Annotated in this window: 20 protein-coding genes, 1 tRNA gene and 1 pseudogene; 16 read left to right on the forward strand and 6 right to left on the reverse strand. The window is 67.5% G+C overall.

Annotated features, from left to right (window positions below):
• Window positions 1-367: 367 nt before the first annotated feature.
• From C7T91_RS32335 to pheT, 6 genes are all read left to right on the forward strand, one after another.
• Window positions 368-637 (forward strand): hypothetical protein, encoded by a 270-nt coding sequence (locus C7T91_RS32335; RefSeq protein WP_108258728.1) that lies wholly within the window; start codon window positions 368-370, stop codon window positions 635-637.
• Between the two features lie 7 nt (window positions 638-644).
• The gene (locus C7T91_RS07605; RefSeq protein WP_236638081.1) at window positions 645-1,934 is read left to right on the forward strand and encodes an AAA family ATPase; all 1,290 of its coding nucleotides are present in this window, start codon (window positions 645-647) and stop codon (window positions 1,932-1,934) included.
• 165 nt (window positions 1,935-2,099) lie between these two features.
• Window positions 2,100-2,294 carry a hypothetical protein gene (locus C7T91_RS07610; RefSeq protein ID WP_108258729.1) on the forward strand — a complete coding sequence of 65 codons (195 nt, stop codon included), beginning with the start codon at window positions 2,100-2,102 and terminating at the stop codon, window positions 2,292-2,294.
• Window positions 2,291-2,545: a hypothetical protein gene (locus C7T91_RS32340; RefSeq protein ID WP_161555790.1), complete on the forward strand. Its 255-nt coding sequence runs from the start codon at window positions 2,291-2,293 to the stop codon at window positions 2,543-2,545. Before C7T91_RS07610 ends, C7T91_RS32340 begins: the two co-directional genes overlap by 4 nt.
• A gap of 501 nt (window positions 2,546-3,046) precedes the next feature.
• The gene (locus tag C7T91_RS07620) at window positions 3,047-4,492 is read left to right on the forward strand and encodes a TrkH family potassium uptake protein (RefSeq protein WP_108258857.1); all 1,446 of its coding nucleotides are present in this window, start codon (window positions 3,047-3,049) and stop codon (window positions 4,490-4,492) included.
• A gap of 69 nt (window positions 4,493-4,561) precedes the next feature.
• Window positions 4,562-6,976 (forward strand): phenylalanine--tRNA ligase subunit beta, encoded by a 2,415-nt coding sequence (pheT, locus tag C7T91_RS07625; protein ID WP_108258731.1) that lies wholly within the window; start codon window positions 4,562-4,564, stop codon window positions 6,974-6,976.
• A gap of 469 nt (window positions 6,977-7,445) precedes the next feature.
• Here the strand turns inward: pheT and C7T91_RS07630 are convergent.
• Window positions 7,446-7,535, reverse strand: a tRNA-Ser gene (locus tag C7T91_RS07630).
• Window positions 7,536-7,744: 209 nt separating this feature from the next.
• On the opposite strand from C7T91_RS07630, the gene mscL reads away from it, so the two are divergent.
• Entirely contained in the window at window positions 7,745-8,191 is a 447-nt protein-coding gene (gene mscL, locus C7T91_RS07635) for a large-conductance mechanosensitive channel protein MscL (RefSeq protein WP_108258732.1), read from the forward strand.
• A 7-nt stretch (window positions 8,192-8,198) separates the two neighbouring features.
• Here mscL and C7T91_RS07640 read toward each other — a convergent pair whose 3' ends face one another.
• Window positions 8,199-8,912 (reverse strand): glutathione S-transferase N-terminal domain-containing protein, encoded by a 714-nt coding sequence (locus C7T91_RS07640; protein ID WP_108258733.1) that lies wholly within the window; start codon window positions 8,910-8,912, stop codon window positions 8,199-8,201.
• Between the two features lie 216 nt (window positions 8,913-9,128).
• Here C7T91_RS07640 and C7T91_RS07645 point away from each other — a divergent pair, with 216 nt between their 5' ends.
• Window positions 9,129-10,841: a sensor histidine kinase gene (locus tag C7T91_RS07645; protein ID WP_161555791.1), complete on the forward strand. Its 1,713-nt coding sequence runs from the start codon at window positions 9,129-9,131 to the stop codon at window positions 10,839-10,841.
• An 81-nt stretch (window positions 10,842-10,922) separates the two neighbouring features.
• Here C7T91_RS07645 and rpsU read toward each other — a convergent pair whose 3' ends face one another.
• Window positions 10,923-11,129, reverse strand: coding sequence for a 30S ribosomal protein S21 (gene rpsU, locus C7T91_RS07650; RefSeq protein ID WP_005614280.1), 207 nt, complete (start codon window positions 11,127-11,129; stop codon window positions 10,923-10,925).
• A 115-nt stretch (window positions 11,130-11,244) separates the two neighbouring features.
• Here rpsU and C7T91_RS07655 point away from each other — a divergent pair, with 115 nt between their 5' ends.
• Complete coding sequence (locus C7T91_RS07655) at window positions 11,245-11,949, forward strand: COQ9 family protein (RefSeq protein ID WP_236638082.1); 705 nt, start codon at window positions 11,245-11,247, stop codon at window positions 11,947-11,949.
• Window positions 11,950-11,971: 22 nt separating this feature from the next.
• Window positions 11,972-12,163 (forward strand): annotated as a pseudogene (locus C7T91_RS35035) (NAD(P)H-quinone oxidoreductase); the annotation flags it as partial.
• A gap of 517 nt (window positions 12,164-12,680) precedes the next feature.
• Here the strand turns inward: C7T91_RS35035 and C7T91_RS37775 are convergent.
• The 3 genes from C7T91_RS37775 to C7T91_RS38385 form a co-directional block, all read right to left on the reverse strand.
• Window positions 12,681-15,734 carry an ATP-binding protein gene (locus C7T91_RS37775; protein ID WP_108258735.1) on the reverse strand — a complete coding sequence of 1,018 codons (3,054 nt, stop codon included), beginning with the start codon at window positions 15,732-15,734 and terminating at the stop codon, window positions 12,681-12,683.
• A gap of 66 nt (window positions 15,735-15,800) precedes the next feature.
• A complete protein-coding gene (locus tag C7T91_RS38380; RefSeq protein ID WP_330848824.1) occupies window positions 15,801-16,232 on the reverse strand; it encodes a nitroreductase family protein in 432 nt (143 codons plus the stop codon).
• Window positions 16,217-16,489 carry a nitroreductase family protein gene (locus C7T91_RS38385; protein WP_330848825.1) on the reverse strand — a complete coding sequence of 91 codons (273 nt, stop codon included), beginning with the start codon at window positions 16,487-16,489 and terminating at the stop codon, window positions 16,217-16,219. The genes C7T91_RS38380 and C7T91_RS38385 overlap by 16 nt, the downstream gene beginning before the upstream one ends.
• Before the next feature lie 549 nt (window positions 16,490-17,038).
• Here C7T91_RS38385 and C7T91_RS07675 point away from each other — a divergent pair.
• The 6 genes from C7T91_RS07675 (at window position 17,039) to C7T91_RS07700 (ending at window position 23,935) form a co-directional block, all read left to right on the forward strand.
• Complete coding sequence (locus C7T91_RS07675; protein WP_108258736.1) at window positions 17,039-18,256, forward strand: PP2C family protein-serine/threonine phosphatase; 1,218 nt, start codon at window positions 17,039-17,041, stop codon at window positions 18,254-18,256.
• Window positions 18,253-18,600, forward strand: a complete 348-nt coding sequence (locus C7T91_RS07680; RefSeq protein ID WP_108258737.1) for an STAS domain-containing protein — start codon at window positions 18,253-18,255, stop codon at window positions 18,598-18,600. The genes C7T91_RS07675 and C7T91_RS07680 overlap by 4 nt, the downstream gene beginning before the upstream one ends.
• The gene (locus tag C7T91_RS07685) at window positions 18,600-19,016 is read left to right on the forward strand and encodes an ATP-binding protein (protein ID WP_161555792.1); all 417 of its coding nucleotides are present in this window, start codon (window positions 18,600-18,602) and stop codon (window positions 19,014-19,016) included. The genes C7T91_RS07680 and C7T91_RS07685 overlap by 1 nt, the downstream gene beginning before the upstream one ends.
• Before the next feature lie 449 nt (window positions 19,017-19,465).
• Window positions 19,466-21,490: an ATP-binding protein gene (locus C7T91_RS07690; RefSeq protein ID WP_456237837.1), complete on the forward strand. Its 2,025-nt coding sequence runs from the start codon at window positions 19,466-19,468 to the stop codon at window positions 21,488-21,490.
• On the forward strand, window positions 21,408-22,790 hold the full coding sequence (locus C7T91_RS35055) for a DUF3131 domain-containing protein (protein WP_236638111.1): 1,383 nt from the start codon (window positions 21,408-21,410) through the stop codon (window positions 22,788-22,790). The genes C7T91_RS07690 and C7T91_RS35055 overlap by 83 nt, the downstream gene beginning before the upstream one ends.
• The gene (locus C7T91_RS07700) at window positions 22,787-23,935 is read left to right on the forward strand and encodes an acyltransferase (protein WP_108258859.1); all 1,149 of its coding nucleotides are present in this window, start codon (window positions 22,787-22,789) and stop codon (window positions 23,933-23,935) included. The genes C7T91_RS35055 and C7T91_RS07700 overlap by 4 nt, the downstream gene beginning before the upstream one ends.
• Window positions 23,936-23,941 lie beyond the last annotated feature (6 nt).

Here is a 23,941-nt window from a genome sequence, read left to right on the forward strand (position 1 = left end):
CGACCTTGCGGGAGCAAAGCAGGGTTTGCCGCAGCGTTCAAGAAAGTTGCCGCCCGGACGGGATATCCGCCAAGAAACCAAAGGAAAATCAGGGGGTAATGTTTCAAACCATCCCCGGACAGATCGTGAACAGAACGGGAATCTTTCAAACGGCGATCTGGGCTGCCTAGGCGATACGGCAAAGAAAAACCCCGGCGCGCTGGGGAGGGCTACCGGGGCTGATACTTGTCACAACCGTGTGGTTGGCAACAAGAAGGAGGGTACTCAACCAGAAGCATGCCTGGGCACCGGAAAGAATGTCGCAGAAAAGGGAAACCCCGCCGCAGGGGCAACTGCGAGCGGGGCTGAGAGTGCGTGTGAAGTATGCGTGCTTCGCAAGAAGAATACCCCGAAACGCGGGCGCCTGTCCATCTCCAAGCACGCCGAAGCGCGCCACAAAATCGCCGGGAAGGTGGTCTGTGACGCGTTGATCTTGGGCGAGGACTTCGACGCCTGGGCGGATGCCGCCGCGGTGCTGGCCGTGCGTCTCGACGTGCGCGAGCGCGCCGCGCTGGCCTGGGCCGCGCTCAAGAGCCTGCCCCCGGAATTCGCCGAGATGACGGCCGGTGCCGCGCTGGAGGTGCCGTTTGATGCCTGACGATTTCATGCGCGGGATCGAGGAAGAGGCCAAGCGCCAGCAAGGCGCCAGCTACCGGCCGCCGGGCAAACTCGAAATCACCGCCACCCACCGCGCCTTGGCGGAAATGGATGGCGGCACGCCGGAGATGTACGCCCGGCAGGAGCAGGAACGGAAGCAGCAGGCGGCCACGGAGCGCCTGAAAGCGACGATGGACCCGACGCCCTTCGTTTGGCGCGACCCCTCCGCCATACCGCCGCGGCCGTGGCTCTACGGGCGCCACCTGATCCGCAAGCAGGTCTCCGTGACCGTGGCCCCCGGCGGCGTCGGCAAGTCCTCCCTGACGATCTGCGAGGGGCTGGCGATGGCCTCCGGCCGCGAGCTTCTGGGCGAATGGACCGAACGCAATCTCAAGGTCTGGATCTTCAACCTCGAGGACCCGCGCGACGAACTCGACCGCCGCATCGTCGGCGCAATGCAGCACTACCAGGTTGCCCCGGATGAAATCGCCGGGCGGCTCTTCGTGGACTCGGGCCGCGAGCGCGGGCTGTGCACAGCCGTCCAGACCCGTGAAGGCGTGGTGATCAACAAGCCGGAGATCGAGGCCCTGGCCCATGTCATCGAGGCGCGGGGCATCGACGTTCTGGTGGTCGACCCCTTCGTGTCGTCGCACCAGGCGAACGAGAACGACAATGGCGCGATCGACCTGGTCGCCAAGGAATGGGCGCGGCTGGCTGACCGGTGCAACTGCGCGATCGAGCTGGTTCACCACACCCGGAAGACCAACGGCGAGGAAGCGACCACGGAAGGCGCCCGCGGGGCCTCTGCGCTCTTGGGGGCGGCGCGTTCCGGCCGGGTGCTCAACAAGATGCCGGACGCCATGAAGGCGGAGGCTGGCGTGCAGGACGACCCAGCGACCTATTTCGCGGTGGACCGGGACAAGGCGAACCTCGCCCCGGTGGGCGCTCGCCTCTGGCGCCGCATGGCATCGGTGCACCTGGCCAATGGCGACAGCGTGGGCGTCGCCGAGGTCTGGCAATGGCCCGACACCTTCGATGGCGTGTCGGTGCGCGATCTGCTGGCCGTGCAGCGCGCGCTCGACGGCAAGGGCATGCGCTACTCCGACCAGTCGGGCGACGAGTGGGCGGGCTGCACCGTGGCCGAGGTGCTGGGGCTTAACCCAGTCGCTGACAAGAAGCGCATCAAGAAAATGATCGAGGCATGGCTGCGGTCCGGCGCGCTCAAGAAGGTGAAGCTCATGGACAGCAAGCGCATGGAACGGCCGTGCCTGGAGGTGGGCGAATGGGCGACCGAATGACTGCCCCACCCACCCCTGAAACCGAGGTGTGGCAGGGTGTGGCAAACCCCCCTGAAATCGGCTGCCCCACCACCCCACCCCTAAAGGGGGGTGGGGGTGGTGTGGCGCGCCTCACCCCGATGGCCCTGGGGTGGGGCAACCAATCCAAGAAATCGGAGCAGTGAAATGAACGAAGACGTGATGCTCGAACAGTACGCCGCGCAGATCTTTGACAGCCTGGTGGCGGCAGCGAGAACCCGCGGGGATGACCCGCTGGAGGACATGCGGGGCGTCCGCAAGATGCTGGCCATTCAACTGAGGCTGGCTGACGAGGCGATCGAGGCCATGACCGCGAAGCCCAAGAAGCGGGGGCGGAAATGACCGAGGACGACAAGCAAGCGACTGACCAGGTTGCCGGGGCCATCAAGGCGCTGATGGCGATGCTGGTGGCACAGGGGCACGACCCCCGCCACGTCCTGGCCGCAGCGCATGCCGTGGCCGTCTCAGAGATCGCGGCAGTCTATGGCGGGCCGGTGGCGGCCGAGAGGGCAAGGGCAGCGGCGCAGCAGGTCGAGGGCCTGCCGCCTGCCTCGCTGGCCTGGGCGATGGAGACGGAGGGGCGGCCATGCTGACCCCATTTGAGGCGCTTTCGGGTCCTTCTGGGGCCTCTGGGGCGTGGGTAGTTTGGCATCCCGATGGTTTGCTAGCCGCAGACCTGCCGACGTGTTCCACCACAACAACGGTAAAATTCACATATTATGGAGGGCGTTATGGCGACTGACCCTAACATCAGAATCCGCATCAGCGCCGACAGCGCAGACGCCGAGGGCGGCCTGCGCCGCACCGAGGACGCGCTAGAGCGCACCGGGGCTGCAGCGGCACGGACCTCGCGCCGGACCTACGACATGGGCCGCCGGGCGCAGGAGGTCGGGCGGCAGATGTCCGGCCAGACGCGGGCCCAGATCCAGAACGTCGGCTTCCAGATCCAGGACTTCGCGGTTCAGGTGGGCGCCGCTTGCCGCGGAAGGCCTGGGCTGGGAGCCCTGAGCGCCGCTGCCGCCTTGGCGCCACAGCCGCGCCGGGGTGCCGGAGGGGCGCTTGACAGCGTGGGGCGCCCGCGCCATCGCAGGCACATGATCGATCTGCGCCCCGTTGCCTATGTGATCGGCATGCTCGTCGCGGTTCTGGGCGCGACCATGCTGGTGCCTCTGCTGGTGGACCTCGCCTATGGCAACGGCCACTGGCCGGCCTTCCTGATCAGCGGCGTGCTGGCCTGCATGGTCGGCGGGCTGACCGCGCTGTCCTGTTCCTCGACGGCCGGAACCGGGCTGACGCTGCAGCAGACCTTCCTTCTGACCACGCTGGTCTGGGTGGCGCTGCCCGCGGCGGGCGCGCTGCCCTTCATGTTCGGGGCGACCGACGCGCGGCTGGTCGATGCCTATTTCGAGGCGATGTCGGGGATGACCACCACCGGCTCGACGGTGTTTTCCGGGCTCGAATACCTGCCCAAGGGTCTGCTCCTCTGGCGCGGCATGCTGCAATGGTTCGGCGGCATCGGCATCATCGTCGTGGCGATGGTGTTCCTGCCCGAACTGCGGATCGGCGGCATGCAGATCTTCCGCTCGGAAGCCTTCGACACGATGGGCAAGATCCTGCCGCGCGCCGCCGAGATCGCCAGCCGCATCTCGGTGATCTATGTCGGGCTGACGATCAGCTGCGCGATCACCTTCTTCGCCTTCGGCATGTCGGGCTTCGACTCGATCGTGCATGCGATGACCACGATCTCCACCGGCGGCTTCGCCAATTACGACGCCTCCTTCGGCCAGTTCAACGCGCCCGAGACCTATGCCTGCTCGATCTACATGATCCTAGCGGCGCTGCCCTTCGTGCGCTATGTCCAGCTGATCCACCAGGGGCCGAAGCCGCTTTGGCGCGACAGCCAGGTCCGCGCCTTCGTCGGCACGATCTCGGTGATGACGCTGATCCTCTTCGCCTTCGTCGAACATATCGGCATGGGCGGCGAGGAGGGCTTCCGCGAGGCGATCTTCAACACCGCCTCGATCATGACCGGCACCGGCTACGCCAATACCGATTACATGAAATGGGGCAGCTTCGCGGTCGGCTACTTCTTCTTCGCCGGGCTGATCGGCGGCTGTGCGGGCTCGACCGCCTGCTCGATCAAGATCTTCCGCTACCAGATCCTGTTCGCCTCGATCGTCACCCAGATCAAGCGCATCCACTCGCCCTCCGGCGTCTTCGTGACCCGCTTCGAGGGGCGCGCCGTGGATGACGATGCGCTGGGATCGGTGATGGCCTTCTTCGTGATGTTCATCCTGTCGATCGGGGTGCTGTCGGTAGGGCTGACGCTAACCGGACTCGATTTCATCACCGCGCTGTCCTCGGCGGCGACGGCGCTGGCGAATGTCGGGCCCGGCCTCGGCGACCAGGTGGGGCCCGCGGGCAATTTCGCCGGGATCAATGATCTTGCCAAATGGATGCTCGCCTTCGGCATGCTGGTCGGGCGGCTCGAGGTGATGGTGGTCTACACGATCCTCACCATCCAGTTCTGGCGCGCCTGAGCCCCGCGGCCACTTCCCTTTCCGGTTTCGGGCCGCTAGGAGGCTGGCCAAGACCGTGAGGGGAAAACCATGAAGTTCACTCTGTCCTGGCTCAAAGACCATCTCGACACGCAGGCCTCCGTCGAGGAGATCGCCTATGCCCTGACCGACCTCGGGCTCGAAGTCGAGGAAATCTCAAATCCGGCGGAAAAACTTGCGGGCTTTTCCCTCGGCAAGGTGGTCAAGGCCGAGAAGCATCCCGACGCCGACAAGCTGCGCGTCTGCCAGGTGGAAACCGCCGACGGCCCGACCCAGATCGTCTGCGGCGCGCCGAATGCGCGCGAAGGCATCACCGTCGTCGTCGCCAAGCCCGGCACCTATGTCCCGGGCATCGACATCACCATCCAGAAGGGCGTGATCCGCGGCCAGGAAAGCTTCGGCATGATGTGCTCGGTGCGCGAGCTGGAGCTGGGCGAGGACCATGACGGCATCATCGAGCTGCCCTCGGGCGAGGTCGGCCAGAGCTTCCCCGACTGGCTGGCGGCCAACGATCCGGCAAAGGTCGACCCGGTGATCGAGATCGCCATCACCCCGAACCGTCCGGACGCGCTCGGCGTCGAGGGCATCGCCCGCGACCTCGCCGCCCGCGGCGTCGGCACGCTGAAACCGCGCCCCGCGAAGACGATCGACGCGAAATTCCCCTGTCCGGTCAGCGTCTCGATCGACGCGGACACGGCTCCGCAGGCGCCGGTCTTCTACGGCCGGCTGATCCGCGGCGTGAAGAACGGCCCGTCGCCCGAATGGATGCAGCAGCGCCTGAAGGCGATCGGCCTGCGCCCGATCAGCTTCCTCGTCGACGTCACCAACTTCTTCACTCATGATGCCTGCCGTCCGCTGCATGTCTTCGACGCCGACAAGATCACCGGCAACACCCTGCGGGTGCACAAGGCCCAGGGCGGCGAGACCCTGACCGGGCTCGATGAGAAGGACTATGTCTTCGAGCCGGGCATGACTGTGATTTCGGATGCCGAAGGCCCGGAAAGCATCGCCGGCGTGATGGGCGGGCTCAGGACGGGATGCACCGACGAAACCGTCAATGTCTTCGTCGAGGCCGCCTATTTCGACCCGATCCGCACCGCTCTGACGGGCCGGGCGCTGAAGATCAACTCGGACGCGCGCTACCGCTTCGAGCGCGGCATCGACCCGCTCTGGACCCCGGTCGGGCTGGACGAGGCCTGCGCGATGATCCTGGAGATCGCCGGCGGCGAAGCCTCCGAGGTCGTCACCGCGGGCGCGCTGCCCGATGTCGCGCGCAGCTACAAGCTCGATGTCGAGCGGGTGCAGAGCCTCGTCGGCATGGAGATCGCGCCCGAGACCCAGCGCGCGACGCTGGCCGCGCTCGGCTTCGCGCTCGACGCCGATGACATGGCTGCCGTGCCATCCTGGCGCCCGGACATCCTGGGCGAGGCGGATCTGGTCGAGGAAGTCGCCCGCGTGGCGTCGCTGACCAAGCTCCAGGGCCGCCCGATGGCCCGCGCCCAAGCGGGCGTGCCGAAGCCGATCCTGACCCCGCAGCAGCGCCGCGAGATCGCCGCGCGCCGGATGCTGGCCAGCTTGGGCTACAACGAATGCGTGACCTACAGCTTCGTCGACCGCAAATCGGCCGAGCGCTTCGGCGGCGGCGATGCGGCCCGCGCGCTGGAGAACCCGATCTCCGCCGATCTGGGCCACATGCGTCCCGACCTGCTGCCCGGCCTGCTGATGGCCGCGGCACGCAACCAGGCGCGCGGCTTCGCCGATCTGGCGCTGTTCGAGGTCGGTCCGGCCTTCTCGGGCGGAGAGCCGGAGGAGCAGTCCACCCATGTCACCGGCCTGCTGGTCGGACATAGCGGTCCGCGCGATCCGCATGGCGCGCGCCGGGCGCTCGATGTCTATGACGCCAAGGCGGACATGGAGGCGGTGCTGTCCGCGGTCGGCGCGCCGGAGAAGGCGCAGATCTTCCGCAACACGCCGGACTGGTTCCACCCGGGGCGGTCGGGCCGCGTCGGGCTCGGCCCGAAGAAGACCATCGCGGTCTTCGGCGAGTTGCATCCGCGGGTGCTTGAGCAGTTCGGCGTCAAGGGCCCGGCGCTGGCCTTCACCGTGATGCCCGCCGAGGTGCCGCTGCCGAAGAAGGCGGTGACCACCCGTCCGGCGCTTGTGCTGAACGACCTGCAGGCGGTGGAACGCGATTTCGCCTTCGTGGTGGATGCCTCCGTCGAGGCGCTGGCGCTGGTCAATGCCGCCGCGGGCGCCGACAAGGCGCTGATCGAGGCGGTGCGGGTCTTCGACGAGTTCGCGGGCGGCAAGGCCGAGGCCCAGATGGGTGCCGGCAAGAAGTCGCTGGCGATCTCGGTGCGGCTGCAGCCGGTCGACAAGACCCTGACCGAGAAGGACATCGAGGCGGTCAGCGCCAAGATCGTCGAGAAGGTGAAGAAGGCCACCGGCGCAGAGCTGCGCGGCTGAGCCGCGGCGGCGGCCCGGAAGGGCGGGGCGGGCTGCAGAGAGCTTGCCCCGGAGTCCTGGCTGGGCCGCGGCACCATTGCTGCGGAAGTAGGCCTCAAGATCCTGTGCCGCTTGCCTTGGCCGAGCTCAGGCCGCGCATTCGAGCTCGGCAGTGCCGCGGGCAGTGAAGCGGCTCAGGACAGGGCAGGAAACGCCATCGGCATTCCGGTTCGCGCGGCTCTGGATAAGCCTGTCCGGGAAAGGGGACCTGCGGCCGTCAGCCGTATTGCGCAACAGGGCCTCTTCCCGTGGTCAGCCAACCAATCCATGAAGTGCTTCCCGTCTTGCTTCTGGATGAAAGTAAGCTTGAACTGCCTTCCGGCGGTGCCGCCATGTCGCATCCTGATGCTATCAAGCGTTTTCCAGTTGGCCGGACATTTGGCGGGAAACGGACCAACTCCTTAGATTTGTCAATGGGTTAAACCATGGATGGCGGAGGAGGTGGGATTCGAACCCACGGTACGCTTTCACGCACGCCGGTTTTCAAGACCGGTGCAATCGACCACTCTGCCACTCCTCCGAATGCCGGGCGCAAGTGGCGGCGCCCCGGGCCGTGCTGGCGTTCCGGGAGGGAAACCCGGTCACGGTGCAGGCCGCGGGGTTCGTCATGGCGTCCAATGCGGGGGAGGTCAAGATGGCAGAGCCTGCTCCGGCGCATGCTTCCGGCATGTGCGGCCCCATGGTATCACAAATCCGTAACACATCATTAAGGATTAAGGGGTTTCCCGAATGGCGCTCGTCCAGGAATTCAAGGCCTTCATTTCCCGTGGCAATGTCATGGACATGGCGGTGGGCATCATCGTCGGCGCGGCCTTCACGGGCATCGTCAATTCGCTCGTCGCCGACCTGATCAATCCGGTGCTGGGGCTCGTCGTCGGCGGCATCGACTTCACCGACATGGCCATCACCTTCGGTGAAGGGGAGATGGCGGCGACCCTCGCCTATGGCAAGTTCATCATGGCCGTGATCAATTTCCTGATCATCGCCTGGGTGGTGTTCCTGCTGGTCAAGGCGGTGAACCGGGTCAAGGACGGGCTGGCGCAGAAGGCGCGGGGCGATGTGCCTGATCCGGCAGATGCCGCCGAGTTGCCCGCGCCGACCGAAACCGAGATCCTCACCGAGATCCGCGATCTGCTGAAGGCGCAGGCCGGGCCTCAGGGCCCGGCAGCCGGCTAGCTCCGGATCAGCCTTCGCGGGACGGGATGTCGAGCGCGCGCTGCACCGCCGGTCGCGCCAGGAAGCGGTCGCGCCAGGCGGTCACGTTCGCGAAGCTGTCGATCTCCAGCGCCTCGCCGGCCCCGTAGGTTTCCGTCAGGGCCCGCACCCAAGGGCCGGTCGCCATGTCGGCGATGGAATAGCTTCCGGTGATCCAGTCGCGCCCGGCGAGGCGGCCGTCGAGCACGCCAAGCAGGCGCCTGGCCTCTGCCGTGTAGCGGGCGCGGGGGCGGGGGTCTTCGATTTCGGCGCCGGCGAACTTGGCGAAATAGCCGAGCTGGCCGAACATCGGGCCGGCGCCTCCCATCTGCCACATTAGCCATTGGATTGTCTCGGCGCGCGCCGCTGCCGTGGCCCCGAGGAATCGTCCGGTCTTTTCGGCGAGGTAGATCAGGATGGCGCCGGATTCGAACAGGCCGAGCGGCGTGCCGTCCGGACCGTCGGGATCGATGATCGCGGGGATCTTGTTGTTGGGGTTGAGCGACAGGAATTCGGGACTCTTCACGTCGGCATCGGCCAGGGTCACGAGATGCGGCTCGTAGCGCAGTCCGGTCTCTTCCAGCATCGCGGAGACCTTGATGCCGTTCGGCGTCGGGAAGGAATAGAGCTGGATCGCCGTCGGATCGGCAGCGGGCCAGCGCCGGGAGATCGGGAAATCTGCGAGCGGGGAAGTCGCGGTCATGGGAACGGTCCTTGCAGTGCTTTGCGCCGAAGTTAGGGGCGAACGCGGCAGATGCCACCTGCGCCAGCGCAGACCGGCTGTGCAGGGCTCGTTCCAATGCGAGCGAAAAACCGGGGGCTTCCGCCCGGTTCCGCCGCGAAGTTGCTGCCGGCTCAAAGGTTTCGAAAGGAACGCACGGCAGGCTGCGGGGAACGTGAAACGGTCGGGCTGGGGAACATGGACGCTGCAATCGGCTTGCAGGAGCCTTCGGGCAGGCAGGAGGACCGGACGGAGGCGGTCGAACGCGGGCTGCGCCTGTCGCTCTGGCTATCGCTCGGCGCCGCCGCCATGGCGGGCGCGATCCTGGTTTTCGGATGGGGATTCGGCTTTGCCCGCCTGCCGCGGATCATGCCGGAATGGCCGGCGCTGGTGCCGTCGACGGCCCTGCTGTTCCTGCTCGCCGGCGGCGCGCTGGCGGCTTGGGGGCGGACCCGCCGCCGGATCTTCCCGCTCGGCGCCGGGTGCGCGGTCTTCGCCCTGCTGATCACGGGCTTCGTCGAGCAGATGATGGATGCCGATGTGCCGGCGCATGACGGCATGTCGCTGACGACGCGGCTGTGCTTCCTGATGATCGCTGCCGCGCTCTGCAGCCTGCCGGGGCAAAGCCGGCTGCAGGCGGCCGTCATCCACGCGGCGGTGCTCGGCTCGATGCCGCTCTCGCAGGTGGCGCTGCTCGGCTATGTCTTCGACATGGGGTTCCTGTTCGAGACGGTGCTGTTCTCGAAACTGTCGCTGATGACCGCGGTCTGCTTCCTGCTGCTGCAGGCGGCGCTGCTGCTGGCGGTGCAGCGTCCCGGTTGGGTTCATCTGCTGTTCCGCTCCGGGCCCGGCAGCCGGATCCTGCGGCGGTTCCTGCCGGCGATCGTGGCGGGGCAGCTGGCTTTCGGGGTGTTCTGCGAATACGGCGCGGCGCGCGGCATGTTCACCGCGCAATTCGGCATCGCGCTGATGACGCTGGCCTCCTGCTGGTACGCGGGGACCGGCCTCCTCGTCATGGCGCGGCAGCTGAACCGCGTGTCCGAGCGCGAGCGCCGCGCCCTGCACGGCTTGCACGAGAAGCATGTCGTCCTGACCCAGGCAGAGGCGATGGCCGCGCGGATCCAGAAGGCCAATTCGCTCGGACGCATCGCCGGCGGGGTTGCGCATGATTTCAACAACCTGCTGACCGTGATCCGCGGCAATCTCGACCTGATCGCCGAGGCCGGGGACCAGGAGGCGCGGCAGCGCTGCCTGCGTGACGCCCTTGCCGCGACCGAGCGCGGGGCGGAGCTGACGCAGAAGCTCCTGTCCTATGGCGGCAAGCTGGTGCTCAATGCCGAACCGCTGATCCTCGACCGCAAGCTGCGCTTCCTCGAGGGCATGCTGCGCCGGTACCTTCCGGGCAATGTCCGGCTTTCGGTCGCGCTCGGCTCCGGCCGCCGCTGGCTCATGGCGGATCGCGGCCAGCTGGAGCAGGCGATCATCAGCCTCGTTTCCAATGCGGCCGACGCGGTCGGCGCAAACGGCGTGATCGAGATCAGCACCGGCCATTGCTGCATCGCGGCTGGGGCCGGCCTGCCGGTGCCTCCGGCGCTGCCGGGAACCTACCTGTTCGTCGAGGTGCGCGACAACGGGCATGGCATGGCGCCGGAGATCCTCGAAAAGGCCACCGATCCGTTCTTCACAACCAAGGACGAGGCGACCAGTTCCGGGCTGGGGCTGTCGATGGTCCATGGCTTCTGCCGCCAGTCCGGAGGCTTCCTCAGGATCGACAGTGCGCCGGGGGAGGGGACCCGCGTGACGATGCATTTCCCTGAGGTTGCGGCCGGCGCGGCGGCGGAGGACCGGGATGCCGAGGACGGCCCGGAAGCGCCCGGCGCGGAGGGGCTGCGCCTTGCCGACCGGGCCTGAACGCAAAAAGAAAGACCCCCGCGATTGCAGGGGTCTTTCTGAAACCTTGATGCTGACGCATCTGGTTCGCGGTCGATCGGCTTAAAGCAGACCTTCGCGCTGAGCCTTCTTGCGCGCGAGCTTGCGCGCACGGCGGATAGCCTCGGCTTTCTCGCGTGCCTTCTTCTCGGACGGCTTCTCGAAGTGCTGCTTGAGTTTCATCTCACGAAACACGCCTTCGCGCTGCAGCTTCTTCTTCAGGGCCCGAAGAGCCTGGTCGACATTGTTGTCGCGAACACTAACCTGCATTCTGGTGTCACCACCCTTCCTGTTAGAGTTGCATTTTCAGCAGGAGGCGTCCCTATAGCAAGGCAAGACCACTCTGTCCAGAGCCGCGGCTCCGCAGAACGAAGAGGAAGAGACCATGGAAGTGTCTGAAATGTCCCATATGGATGTCAAGGACCGTCTGCTGGAGGCGATCCTTCCCCATGTCGTGTTCGACGGCTGGTCGGAGACCAGCTTCCGCGCCGCGGCGGCCGATTCGGAAATCGACCCCGCGGTGGCGCGCGCGGTCTGCCCGCGCGGGGCGGTCGACCTGGCGCTGGCCTACCATGCCGCCGGCGACGCCGAGATGGTGCGCCGCCTGAAGGCCGAGGATCTCAGCGCCATGCGGTTCCGCGACCGGATCGCGCGGGCCGTGCGCCTCCGGCTGGAGCTGGTCGAGGACAAGGAGGCGGTGCGCCGCGGCGCGACGCTCTTCGCGCTGCCGCCGCATGCGCCGGACGGAGCGAAAGCGCTGTGGCACACGGTCGACCAGATCTGGACCGTGCTCGGCGACGGCTCCGACGACATCAACTGGTACACCAAGCGCGCGACGCTCGCAGGGGTCTACAGCGCGACGCTGCTCTACTGGCTGGGCGATGACAGCCCCGAGCACCAGCGCACCTGGCGCTTCCTCGACCGGCGCATCGACGAGGTGATGCAGATCGAGGCGGTCAAGAAGAAGGTCAATGACAATGCGCTGCTGCGTCCTCTTCTGGCCGGACCGAAATGGGCGCTAAGTCTGGTGAAGGCGCCGAACCGCAGCCAGGGCCCCGCAATGCCGGGTTCGCTGCACGATCCGCGCTGAGGAACGACCGAAGGAGCCCGAGATGACCCTGCCCGAGACCATGCGCGCCGTGGAGATTTCCTCTCCCGGCGGCCCCGAGGTGCTGACGCCCGTGACCCGGCCGGTTCCGCAACCCGCGGCCGGACAGGTGGTGATCCGCGTCGCCTGGGCCGGGGTGAACCGCCCCGACGCGCTGCAGCGGGCCGGGTCCTACAATCCGCCGCCCGGCGCCTCCGACCCCTGTCATCGCAACTTCCTTTTCCAAGCGATTGCGGCGACCGGTCGGACCCGCCCGATGCCTGTTCAGTCGCCACGGCGGGCGGCTGGCGGGCGCGGGCATTTGGCCCTCGTTCCAGTGTCGGTGACAGCTGCGGATCCAAGCGCGGCCGCGCCAGCGGATCGGCCGGCCCGGGGAACCGATCGGCGGCGCGCCCCCCGATGGAGCGCTTCTTCGGCGCACTCGAGACCGAGCAGTTCCGCCGCACACGGTCCGGCCGTGCCAGGAGGCGAAAGCCGTGCCGTCTGACGGCCTCGCGATCTTCTGCAACCGGCGCCGCAGCCGGTCGGGCATCGCATTCTTGCCGCCGCAGCAGGCAAAGAGCGGCATGGCAGCCACAATGGCCGCGTGACAGATATCGAACCGGTCCGGCATCCGGGAGAAAGGTCATGACCGCTGCGATCTCCGCATGGGGAGTATCGGCGCAGTCCGCAAACCCGGCGCAACTTTCATGGGGGATACCGCAGGGCGATGCTCAATTGGGGTCCGCGGCCTCGCCCGCAAGAGCGATGCGGACGGTTTCCGCCAGCTGCGACGGGGGGCAGGGCTTCTGCAGGAGCGGAGCGCGGACCTCGCCCATCTCGTCTGCCGAGATGCCGGTATAGCCCGACATGTAGATCACCGGCAGGTGGGGGGCGAGGCGGCGGGCCTCGCGGGCCAGCGCGAACCCGTCCAGGGGGCCGGGCATCACGATGTCGGTCAGCAGCAGGTCAACCGCGGTGCCGGCGCCGAGCTTGGCCAGAGCTGCGCTGCCATCCTCGGCTGTTTCGACCCGGTAGCCCAGCGACAGCAGCATGTCCCCGGTCATGCGGCGCAGCTCCGGCTCGTCCTCGACCACGAGGATGCGTTCGCCGGTCCCGGCCGCCAGCGGCGGCAGCGGCATCGGATCTTCGCGCCGTCCCGCGGGGGTGCCGCGCGGCAGCACCATGCGCACGGTCGTGCCCAGGCCCGGTTCCGAATAGATCCGCAATTCGCCGCCGGATTGCTGGATGAAGCCATAGACCATCGACAGGCCGAGCCCGGTTCCGGCATGGGTGCCCTTGGTCGTGAAGAACGGATCGAGCGCACGGCGCTTGATCTCCTCCGTCATGCCCGGGCCGTTATCGGTCACCGAGAACTCGATGTAGCGCTGGTGCAGGCCGCCGCTCTCGGCTGCGTCCGGCGCCTGCTTGAGCGACCGTGCCTCGGCCTCTCCGACGCTGCGCGCATCCACCGTGATCCTGTCGCCCTTGCCGGACTGCACCACAGCGTCGCGGGCGTTCAGCACCAGGTTCAGCAGCGCGTTCTCCAGCTGGGCGACGTCGCAATGGACCCATAGGCCGGGAGCCGCGGCAGCGAAATCGAGGGCGATGCGCGCCTCGATCGACGGCCGCGCCAGGAGCTCGAAATCATGCAGGATGTCCTCGACGGAGCGCGAGACGGCCAGGCCCGGCTGGCGCTTCGCGAAGGCCAGGAGCCGTTTGGTCAGCGCCGATCCGCGCCGCACCGAGGCCAGCGCGGTGGCGTGGTAGCGCCCGCGCAGCTCCGCCTCGGTTTCCTGGTCGGCCAGCTGGATGCCGTATTCGATCGTGGCCAGGAGATTGTTGAAGTCATGCGCGACCCCGCCGGTGAGCTGGCCGAGCGCATCGAGCCGCCCCGATCGCTCCAGCTGCTGGCGGTTGCGTTCCTGCTCGGAGATGTCGTCGATGCTGATGACCGCCCGGATGGTGCTGTCGGGCACGTCGATCCGGGCGCTGGAGAGCCTGACATAGAGGCTCTGCGCGCTGCTGCCGGCCTGCGCCATCAGGTGGATCTCGCCGTCGAGCCTCTCGCCGGCGAGCGCGCGGGAGACCGGGTCTTCGGCGCCTTCGAGGCGGCGCAGATCGGCGCTGCAGAGAAAGCCGGTGCCGGGCGGCCAGGGGCAGGGCATGGTCTCGGGCAGGTTGCCGAGCATGGCGCGGGCCGCGGGATTGAGCAGCACGATGTTGCGTTGCCCGTCGAGCCCGACGATGCCGCTCTGGACGGAATTCATCACCGCCTGCAGCCGCGACGAGACCGAGATCGTCCGCCGCGTCAGGGTTTCCGCCTGGCGCTTGGCGCGCAGGCTCAGCGCCGTGATGACGCCGAAGAGCAGCAGCAGCACGCCGCTTGACAGAAGCAGGAGCAGAGCCAGCCGCTGGCGTTCCGGCGTCCAGAAGCCCGGCGTGCCGAAATAGGCCTGGCGCAGGTCCGCGAATTCGTCGGAGAGCACGTAGCCAGGCAGCTGCGCGTTGAGCTTTTCGCGCACGGCTCCGAGGCCGAAGCGCAGCGCGATGGCGTTGCGGAGATCGATGGTTTCGCCGTCCAGCCGCCGCAGGGAGTCCCGGGCGCCGATGGCGGCGGCGGCTGCCTGGACGGCATCCGGCACCTCGGCAATCGCCTCGACCCGGCCGGAGAGCAACGCGTCGATCATGTCGCGTTCGCTGTCCATGACCACGGGCGCGACCCGTGCGAGCGGGCCCTCTGCGGCCTGGCGCAGGTCGTCGCGCATCGCCACCGGCTGCCCGGCCAGATCCGCGAGGCCGGAGACCGCCGGCCCGTCGGCACGGACATATATGCCGAACTGGACCAGATCGGTCGGCAGGGTAAAATCCATGAGGTCGCGCGCGCCGGGGGAGATGACATAGACCGGCAGGATGTCCACCGCAGGCCCGTCGGGAAAGGCGAAATAGTCGGCAAGGCTGAGCGGCACGAATTCATAGGCCAATCCGGCGCGCCCGGCGAGCTGGCGGAAGAACTCCGCCGCATAGCCGGAAATCCCGCCGCTCCCGGGATCGATGATGCCGTAGGGCGGCGCATGGGCGATGCCGACGCGCAGGATGTCGGGCTCCGGGGCGGGCGGGTCGATCCGCCAGCGCCGCCGCAGCTCGGGCAATTCGCCGCTGCGCTCCATTTCCTCGATGGCGCTGTTGACCGGGCCGATCAGCGCCTCGCGGCTGCGATGGACGTAGACGACCCGCGACTCGCGCGCGAGCGGCGCGCCAAGCTCGGCGATGCGGTGATCGACCCCCATGCCGCGCGTGGTCGGGAAGACCGCGCGTTCCGAGATCACCGCGATGTCGGCGCGGCGGCCCAGCAGGAAGGCGATCAGCTCTTCGGGGGTGCGGGTCGGAATGCCCTCGTTGGCGGCGAAAAGCTCGGGGAATTTCGCGCCGGTGCCGCCCTCGATATAGGCGACCCTGAGGCCTTCGGGCGGGCCGTCGCCGAATTCCTCCAGCCGCTCCTGCAGGGCGAAGAGCCGGATCTGGTTGCTGGCCACGGGGATCGAGGCGATGCTGGTCTGCTCCAGCAGCTCCAGCTCGGGAATGCCGGCGAGGATCTGGGTTTCGCCGCGCAGCTGGGCGCCGATGGCCATGCTGGGCAGGGTGGCGCGGAACGCGACCTCGGCGCCGGTCATTTCCGCCAGGCGGCGCGACAGGTCGGCGGCGAAGCCTTCGAACCGGCCTTCGGCGGTTTCCTCGCAGAGATTGGCGACCGAAATGCAGCCCGCCGCGAAGGCATAGGGCGGCACCTGCGCGGCGGCGCCCCGGCAGGCGGCGAAGAGCAGCAGCAGGCCGAGGGCTGGCGGAGCGGCTGCCTAGCCATCTGGGAACCCGCGGAAGGTTGCATATTCCTCGAGCGGCGCCCGCGCGGTGCGGAAGCGGTTGACCGGCGCCGCCGGGTCCGGCCGTCCCAGCGCGATGCCGCAGACCACCATCTCCCCGTCGCCGAGCTCGAGGGCGCGCTGCACGCTGCGCCCGTAATTCGCCAGGGCGCCGATCCCGCAGCTGCCATATCCCATGTCCTGCGCGCAGAGCATGAGCGCCATCAGCGACATGCCCAGATCCATGAAGCAGCCGGCCCCCATCTCCCGGTCGATCGTCACGACGATCCCGGCGGGCGCATCGAAGAACCGGTAGTTCCGCAGGAACTGGCCGCGGCGCCCGGCAATGTCGCGCCGTTCGATGCCGAGCGCCTGGTAGAGCGCATATCCGGCGTCCCGCTGGCGCTGCTTCAGCGGCGCGGGCATCGGTTGGGGGAAGTAGCTGTATTCGGGGGCCTCGGCCGGGCCGGAGGCCGCCTCTTCGAGCGTGCGGCAGAGCGCGCGGAGCGGCTCTCCGGCAAGGGCGTGGAACCGTCCCGCTGCAGGTTTGCCCCGCTGGGCGCGCGGCGGGCGGCCGACAGGATCTGCCGCAGGTCCTCGGCCCGGACCGGTTCCGGCAGGAAGGCCCGGCAGGAGCTGCGCTGCGCCAGCAAGCGCGCGGCAAGGTCGTCGGTCTTGGGCATGGAGCCTCTCCAAGCGCTCGATGTGGCGGCGGATACTAGCTCCGGCCGGCCGAAGTGCAAGCCGAACTGCCGCGGCGCAGGCCCGGAGGATCGAAGCTCTGCCGCATCCGGCTCTGGGGGGCAGGCGGTGAACCTGCGTTTGGCGGCGCCTGCCCTGCCCGGTCCCGCGGCGGTGGCCGGGGGCTGCGGGCGGTCCGGTTCGGGCCGCGGATCCGATCACGGAGATGTTGTTTCCGCGAATCGGCCGCTGCCCTGGCGCCGCGCGGGGAATCAGGGCGGAAGCCCTGCCTGGCCACGGCAGGGCCCGTCCGGGGCGGGGGCAAGCGGCATTTGGGTCAAATCGGCCGCGTGGGGTGCGGCACACACGCAGCTGCGCGGATGAAGGCTGAAAAATCTTGTGAAAACGGTCGGATAGTAGAGGTGAAATGCGCTGCAAGGGGGAGAAATGGCTTTGAGGAAAGTAGCTAATTTGTTATACAAAAATGGTTAACGAACGTTTTTTGTCCCCTGCATGGAACATGAGTGCGCAGGGTATCCGGGTATCCGCCTATGTACGAGTACACGGCCATCTCCAGGCCGCAGCCAGATTGCACCCGCCTGAAGGTGGTCGTCGCGGATGATGACGCGGTGCAGCGGGCGTATATCTCGCTCATCCTGAAGAAGCTCGGATATGAAACGCACGAAGCCCGTGACGGCGCCGAGGCCCTGGAGCTCGTGCGGGCGATATCGGCCAAGATTCTGGTCTGCGATCTGGATATGCCGGGCCTCGACGGCTACGATCTTGCCCGGACGATCCGGGCAGAACCCGGCGACGGCTATGTCCATATCCTGATGGTCACCGGCCAGGACCAGCGCCAGCAGCGGGAGCTCGCGCTGGAGGCCGGAGTCGACGACTTCATGGGCAAGCCGGTGGATACCGCGACGCTGACCGCCCGGGTCCGCTCGGCCGACCGCTTGCTGCGGCACGAAGAGCTGCTGCTCCAGCGCAGCAAGGTTCTGGCAAAGGCGAAGGAGCAGATCGAGGACGACCTGCGGGCCGCGGCCGATGCCCAGCGGCGGCTGCTGCCGCCCGCCCACCAGGTCGTCGAGGGCTGCCGGTTCCATGCGGCCTTCCAGCCGTCCAACATCCTGTCGGGCGACATGTTCGGATACTACCGGATCTGCGAAAGCTACACGGCCTTCTATGCGATCGACGTCGCCGGGCACGGGGTGCATGCCTCGCTGATGTCGGTGGCGCTGGGGCATCTGCTGACGGCGGAGCATTTCCGGGCGCATTCCTTTGGTGCCGACGGCCGGCCGGATCCGGCCGCGCTTGTGCGCAGCCTCAGCGAACGGTTCTACCGCGACGACGGCACCGAATACTTCACCATGTTCTGCGGCATGATCGAACACGGCTCGGACCTGCTACATTTCTGCCAGGCGGGCTATCCCTCGCCCTACATCCTGACGCGCGACCGCGCGTGCCGCCAGGTCGGGACCGGCGGCTTTCCGGTCGCGCTGCTCGACGGGGTGCCCTTCGAAACGGATGTCACGCCCTTTGCCGAGGCCGAGTTCCTGGTGCTGTGCTCGGACGGGGCCATGGAAGCGGAATGTCCCGCCGGCGAGGCCTTCGGCGAGGCCCGGGTGGAGGCGGCGCTGGCCGGTTCGGCGCCTGCCCCGCACACCATTCCCGGCAATCTCGTCTCGGCGCTGGAAGCTTGGCGCGAGGGCCGGGCGCTGGACGACGACCTTACCGTTCTTGTCTGTGAAAGGACCCCGAACCAATGATCAAGACCCGCCTGCATGACGAATATGGCATCTGCGTCGTGAACCCGGCCGTCGAGCGGCTCACGGCGGCCAATGCGACGGCATTCAAGGAAGAGGTGCTGGCCCTGATCGACCAGAAGCAGGACAAGCTGGTGATCGATCTGGCCGATGTGACCTTCCTCGATTCCTCGGGAATCGGCGCAATGGTGGGGCTGCTCAAGCGGCTGGGCAACCGCGGCGAGATCGTGGTCTGCAGCCTGTCGAGCGGTGTCCAGCAGATGTTCAAGATCACGCGCATGGACCGCGTGTTCAGCTCCTACAGCGACGTCAATGCCGCGATTGCGGCGATCAAGGAACGCGTATGATGGCGATCGTCCTCGAAATGCCCCCGAAACTGGATGAAATAGACCACCTGGTCGTCACGCTGAAGGCGGCGCTGGACGGAGCTGTTTCCGAGGACAAGCTGTCGGCAATGGAAATTGCCGTGACCGAGGCCCTGGCCAATGCCGTGAACCACGGCACCTCGGCCGCGCTGGACGAAACGATCCGCGTGACCGCGACGATCGGCGCGGACGGCGTGCGGGTCGAGATCGTCGATGCCGGGGAACAGATGCCGGACGACCTCTACGAGGACGTGGCGTCGCTCGACGAGGTCGATCCGCTTGCCGAAAGCGGCCGCGGCCTGCCGCTGATCCGGTTCTGCAGCGACGATCTGGTCTACGAGCCCCGCGACGGCCAGAACCGGCTGGAACTGCTGTTCAAACGCGAAGCGCCGGCATGATCCAGGAAGGGCCGCATTATTCCGTACTCGTGATCCTGCTGGCCGTGGCCGTCATCGTCCTGGCGCTCCAGGCCGTGTGGCAGATCCGGCGCCGCCGGGCGCTGGCGGCGGTGACCCGGCAGATGCGCGAGGCCCAACGCATTGCGCGGATGGGAACGGTCCGCTGGGATTTCCGCCGGGACGTGGTCGAATGGTCGGACGAATATGCCCGGCTGCTCGCGCTGGAGCCCGGCGGCTGGATGACCGGCGCCGAGTTCCAGGGAATGCTGCTGCCCGAATACGAAGCCGCCGTCGTCGAGAGCGAGCGGATCGCGCTTGAGACCTCGCGCCGGACCGGCAAGTATGCCCGGCGCGAAATCTTCTACAAGGTCCGGGCGCGGGATGGCCGGGTCCTGCAGATCGAGGCCCTCTCCGAGCTTCTGGCCGACGAGAACGGCAAGCCGGTCCGGATGGTGTCGACCGTCCGGGACGTCTCGGAGCATGTCGAACGCGAGCTGGCCCTGCAGGAGGCGGTCGAGGCCGCGGAGCAGGCCAATGCCGCCAAGAGCGAATTCCTCGCGATGATCAGCCACGAGCTGCGAACGCCGATGAACGGGATGATCGGCATGCTCGGCGCGCTCGAGGACAGCGGCCTGTCCGCGCCGCAGCGCGAGCAGGCCCGGGTGGCGCGCCAGAGCGCGAACTCCCTGCTGGTGATCCTCAACGACATCCTCGACGTCTCGAAGATCGAGGCCGGTAAGATGGAGCTGAACAAGGAGCCCTTCGAGCTCCTCTCCGTGGTGCGCAGCATCATCCATCTCTATGCCGTCAAGGCGCAGGAAAAGGGCATCGAACTCGACAGCCGCATCGCCGGGGACGTGCCGCCCTGGATGTGCACCGATCCCGGCCGGGTGCGGCAGGTGCTGGCAAACCTCGTCAGCAATGCCGTCAAGTTCACCGCCCATGGCAGCGTCATCCTGTCGGTCGAGCGGCTGGAGCCGCAGGACGGCGAGGAACTGCGCCTGAGATTCAGCGTGACCGATACCGGCACCGGCATCCCCGAACAGCACCAGGCGAAGGTCTTCGGGCGCTTCGAACAGCTCGGCGCGTCCTACACGCACCGGTTCGGCGGAACCGGGCTGGGACTGGCGATCAGCCTGCAGCTTGCCGAGCTGATGGGCGGCTCGCTTGCCTTCCGCAGCATCGAGGGCGAGGGGTCGACCTTCTGGATGGACATCCCCGTCGACAGCGCCGAGCCGGTGGTCAAGGAGGTGCCCGAAGAGGTGCCTCTGGATCTGCCCCGGATGCGGATCCTCGTGGTCGAGGACAACAGCACCAACCAGCTTGTCGCGCGCACCAAGCTCGACCGGCTGGGGCAGAATTCCGACATGGTGCTGAACGGGGCCGAGGCCGTCGAGGCGGTGCAGAAATTCAGCTACGACCTGATTTTCATGGATCTTTCGATGCCAGTCATGGACGGCGCCGAAGCCACGCGCGCGATCCGGGCGCTCGGCAGCCCGCTTTCGGAAATTCCGATCATCGCGGTGACGGCGCATGCCGGCCAGGAGTGGCACGACTCCTTCATTGCCGACGGGTTCGACGACGTGCTGTGCAAGCCGGTCATCCTCTTCGAGGTGGCGCAGATGCTGCACAAGTGGAAGGGCTATTCGGAGCGGCGCGCCGCCGGGCAGGAGATCGAGACCGTGCCCTTCGAGCCGTCGCAGTTCGCGGAGGAGGCCGCGGAGCTGCCGCAGCAGATGCCGCAGACCTTTTCCGAAGCCGACAGCCTGCGCGCGCGGATCCGCGACCTGACCAGGGATTTCGGCGCGGATGTCGCGCCGACCATGCTGACGGCGGCGCTGTCGGATTTCGACCGGCATCTGGGCATCCTCGAGGAGGACGCGCCGCAGGACGGCAGCGAGCCGCCGGGCACGCTGCGCAGGCGCGCGCTGCATTCCTTCGTCGGCATTGCCGGCACGCTGGGCTGCACGGAGCTCGCGGCGCGCTGCCGCCGCCTGGAGTGCCTGCCCGATGCCCGAAGGGACGCCCCGTCCGAGCTCGAGGAGCTGGCCAACGACATCCGGCTGTGCCGCGCGGAGCTTGCAGCGCTCCTGGAANATCTTCCGGAGAAGAGGCATGAGTATCAGCCGTTCCCATCTTTCCGCTCTCGCGGTTCCGCTGGCGCTCGCGCTCGCCGCCTTGCCCTGCGCGGTCCGGGCGCAGGACAGCGCCGGCCAGACCGTGCCGCCCGCCTCGGCGCGGACCCTGGGCTTCTCCGAATTGCTGCCGCCGCAGGACGGCGCCGCGCAGACCGGCCATTTCGGGCGGCACGGTGCGCTGACCCCGCGCGAAATGGACATGGCCCGCACTGCCTGGAGCTATTTCGTCAAGCATTTCCAGCCGGAAACCGGCATGGTCAATGCCGTCGGATCCTATCCCTCGACCACGCTGTGGGACACGGCCTCCTATATCAGCGGCCTGGTCTCGGCCTATGAGCTGGGCATCATCGACAAGCGCGAATTCGACCGCCGCGCGACGCTGCTCCTCGGCACGCTGCGCAATCTCGACCTGTTCCGCGGCGAGGCCCCGAACAAGGTCTACAACACCCAGACCGGCGCCAAGGTGAACTATGCCAACCAGCCGGGCGAGGTGGGCTTTTCGGTGCTCGACATGGGCCGCATGCTGGTCTGGCTGCGCATCCTGAAGGAGCGCTATCCCTATCTCGCCAACAGCGTCGACAACGTGCCGCTGCGCTGGAACTACTGCAACATCGTGGAGGATGACGGGCGGCTCTTCGGCTCGATCGTGCGCGGCAACGGCGAGACCCGCTATGTGCAGGAAGGCCGGCTCGGCTACGAGGAATATGCCGCAAAGGGCTTTGCGCTGTGGGGCTTCGACGTGGCGGGGGCCCTCGATCCGGCGCCGCTGAACTACACCGAGATCTACGACGTCATGGTGCCCTATGACGGCCGCGACCCCAGGGTCTTCCACAACCAGAACTACGTCCTGACCGAAAGCTACCTGCTCGACGGGCTGGAACTGGGCTGGGACCTGCCGGTGAACGACCGCGACGGGCCCGGCATCGCCTCGCAGGGCTGGCGCGCTGAATTCGCCCACCGGATCTTCCTGGTGCAGCAGCGCCGCTTCGAGGCGACCGGCATCATCACCGCCCGCTCCGAGCACCAGGTCGAGGGCAAACCCTATTTCGTCTACGACTCGATCTTCGCCGACGGCTACGCCTGGAACACGCTCGATCCCAGCGACGTCTACCAGCCCGACCGCGCCGCGGTGGCCTCGAAGGCCGCGATCGGCATGTGGGCGCTGTGGGACACGCCCTATACCGACCTGCTCTTCGAGACCGTCGCCGACCTGTCGGAGGCCGAGGGCGGCTTCTACGAAGGGCTCTACGAGAACGGCAACGGCTACATCCCGCTGCAGACGGCGAACAACAACGGCATCATCCTGGCAGCGCTGCTCTACAAGGCCGAGGGGCCGATCCTGCAGTATCTCAACGAGAATACCAGCTGGTGGGACATGGCCTATTCCGGGACCGACATCCGCGGCGCGAAATGCATGCCCGAGCCGATGGTGATCGAAGCGACCTGCTGCGCCTGCGAAGACCTGCCGCCGCTTCAGCCGGCCGTGCCGTGGGAGGAGTTCCAGTACTGCCGGCCGCTCCAGCGCGAAACCGGGATCGCCGCAACCGAATGCCGGCCCGAAGCGCAGAGCTTCGCCAAGCCCGAGCCGCGGATCGTCCTGCCGCAGCAATGCCGGTCGCCCTGGGGGCAGCCATGAGCTCCCAACGGTCGCGCCTCGTCTGGTTCGATGCCAACCGCGTCTGCGCGGCCGTCGGCGTCGTTCTCATCCACACCACCACTGATTTCGCCGGGCGGCCCTTCCCGGGCGTCGAGCCGGGCGAACGCTTCGTGCCGGTCCTGCTGCGCTCGATCGGCGAATTCTCCGGCTCGGAGATGTTCTTCTTCTTCTCGCTCTTCCTGATGGCGATGCGGGTCGACCGCAGCCGCCCGGGCTACCGCGAGGCCATCTCCGTCCAGGCCGGGCGCCTGCTCGTGCCCTTCGCCTTCTGGACCGTGTTCTACGCCTTCTTCCGGCTGCTGAAGGCAGACGCGTTCGGCTACGCGCCGCAATACCTCGCCAGCCTCGGCGAGGCCGAGACCTGGGTCTCCTACTTCCTGCTCGGCCGGTCGCAGTACCACATGCATTTCCTGCCGACGCTGTTTGCCATCTTCCTGTTCTTCCCGGTGATGCGGATCGCCATGCGCTATCCGGTGCTCGGGGTCATGCTCTTCGCCACGCTCGGGGCGATGGACCATGTGCAGCGTTATTTCTGGTCGATCGACATCGACCCGCTGACCCGTGCCTACCTGGTGAGGATCACCAAGGTCTGGGGCTATGTCGGCTATGGCCTGGCGGCCTTCGCGATCTATTCTCTGTGGCGCGACGGGCTGCCGAGGGGCGAGTCGAAGCTGATCCGCCGCGGCGCCTTCTATTTCGCCTCGATGGTCTACATCGCGACGCTGCCCTTCTTCGGCAAGGCGCTGTTCGACGGGGTCTGGGGCGTGCGCACGGGCTGGGACTATTACGGCCACTTCCTGATGCCGCTGTTCATCTTCTGCATCTTCATGGGCGGCCAGTTCCTCGACTGGTCGCCGCGCTGGTCGCGGCTGGCCAAGTATACCTTCGGCGTCTACCTCGTCCATCCGCTGATCATCGACCTCTTCGACGTGGCCGTGTTCCGGAGCGGGCTTTCGGACCTGCTGTCCCCGACCCTGCTGGTGCTGGCGCGGCTCGCGGTCGTGTTGCCTGCCGCCTTCGGCCTGGCGCTGCTCATCGAACGGACGCGGCCGCTGGCCTGGACCATCGGGCTCGGAGAGCCGCCGTGGAAATGGAGCCGGGGCGCCCCGGCCGGAAAGAGCTGAGGCCAG

Source organism: Mangrovicoccus ximenensis (genome assembly GCF_003056725.1).
Taxonomy (GTDB): domain Bacteria; phylum Pseudomonadota; class Alphaproteobacteria; order Rhodobacterales; family Rhodobacteraceae; genus Mangrovicoccus; species Mangrovicoccus ximenensis.

Coding starts and splice junctions, on each gene's coding strand:
- C7T91_RS38380 (WP_330848824.1), bottom strand. CDS start 16,232: ATGCCCGCGCCGCTGAAGCAGCGCCAGCGGGACGCCGGATATGCGCTC.
- C7T91_RS32340 (WP_161555790.1), top strand. CDS start 2,291: ATGACCGAGGACGACAAGCAAGCGACTGACCAGGTTGCCGGGGCCATC.
- C7T91_RS07605 (WP_236638081.1), top strand. CDS start 645: ATGCGCGGGATCGAGGAAGAGGCCAAGCGCCAGCAAGGCGCCAGCTAC.
- C7T91_RS07640 (WP_108258733.1), bottom strand. CDS start 8,912: ATGACCGCGACTTCCCCGCTCGCAGATTTCCCGATCTCCCGGCGCTGG.
- C7T91_RS35055 (WP_236638111.1), top strand. CDS start 21,408: ATGGTCAATGCCGTCGGATCCTATCCCTCGACCACGCTGTGGGACACG.
- C7T91_RS38385 (WP_330848825.1), bottom strand. CDS start 16,489: ATGCCCAAGACCGACGACCTTGCCGCGCGCTTGCTGGCGCAGCGCAGC.
- mscL (WP_108258732.1), top strand. CDS start 7,745: ATGGCGCTCGTCCAGGAATTCAAGGCCTTCATTTCCCGTGGCAATGTC.
- C7T91_RS07620 (WP_108258857.1), top strand. CDS start 3,047: ATGATCGATCTGCGCCCCGTTGCCTATGTGATCGGCATGCTCGTCGCG.
- C7T91_RS07645 (WP_161555791.1), top strand. CDS start 9,129: ATGGACGCTGCAATCGGCTTGCAGGAGCCTTCGGGCAGGCAGGAGGAC.
- C7T91_RS07685 (WP_161555792.1), top strand. CDS start 18,600: ATGGCGATCGTCCTCGAAATGCCCCCGAAACTGGATGAAATAGACCAC.
- C7T91_RS07680 (WP_108258737.1), top strand. CDS start 18,253: ATGATCAAGACCCGCCTGCATGACGAATATGGCATCTGCGTCGTGAAC.
- C7T91_RS07675 (WP_108258736.1), top strand. CDS start 17,039: ATGTACGAGTACACGGCCATCTCCAGGCCGCAGCCAGATTGCACCCGC.
- C7T91_RS07700 (WP_108258859.1), top strand. CDS start 22,787: ATGAGCTCCCAACGGTCGCGCCTCGTCTGGTTCGATGCCAACCGCGTC.
- pheT (WP_108258731.1), top strand. CDS start 4,562: ATGAAGTTCACTCTGTCCTGGCTCAAAGACCATCTCGACACGCAGGCC.
- C7T91_RS07655 (WP_236638082.1), top strand. CDS start 11,245: ATGGAAGTGTCTGAAATGTCCCATATGGATGTCAAGGACCGTCTGCTG.
- rpsU (WP_005614280.1), bottom strand. CDS start 11,129: ATGCAGGTTAGTGTTCGCGACAACAATGTCGACCAGGCTCTTCGGGCC.
- C7T91_RS07610 (WP_108258729.1), top strand. CDS start 2,100: ATGAACGAAGACGTGATGCTCGAACAGTACGCCGCGCAGATCTTTGAC.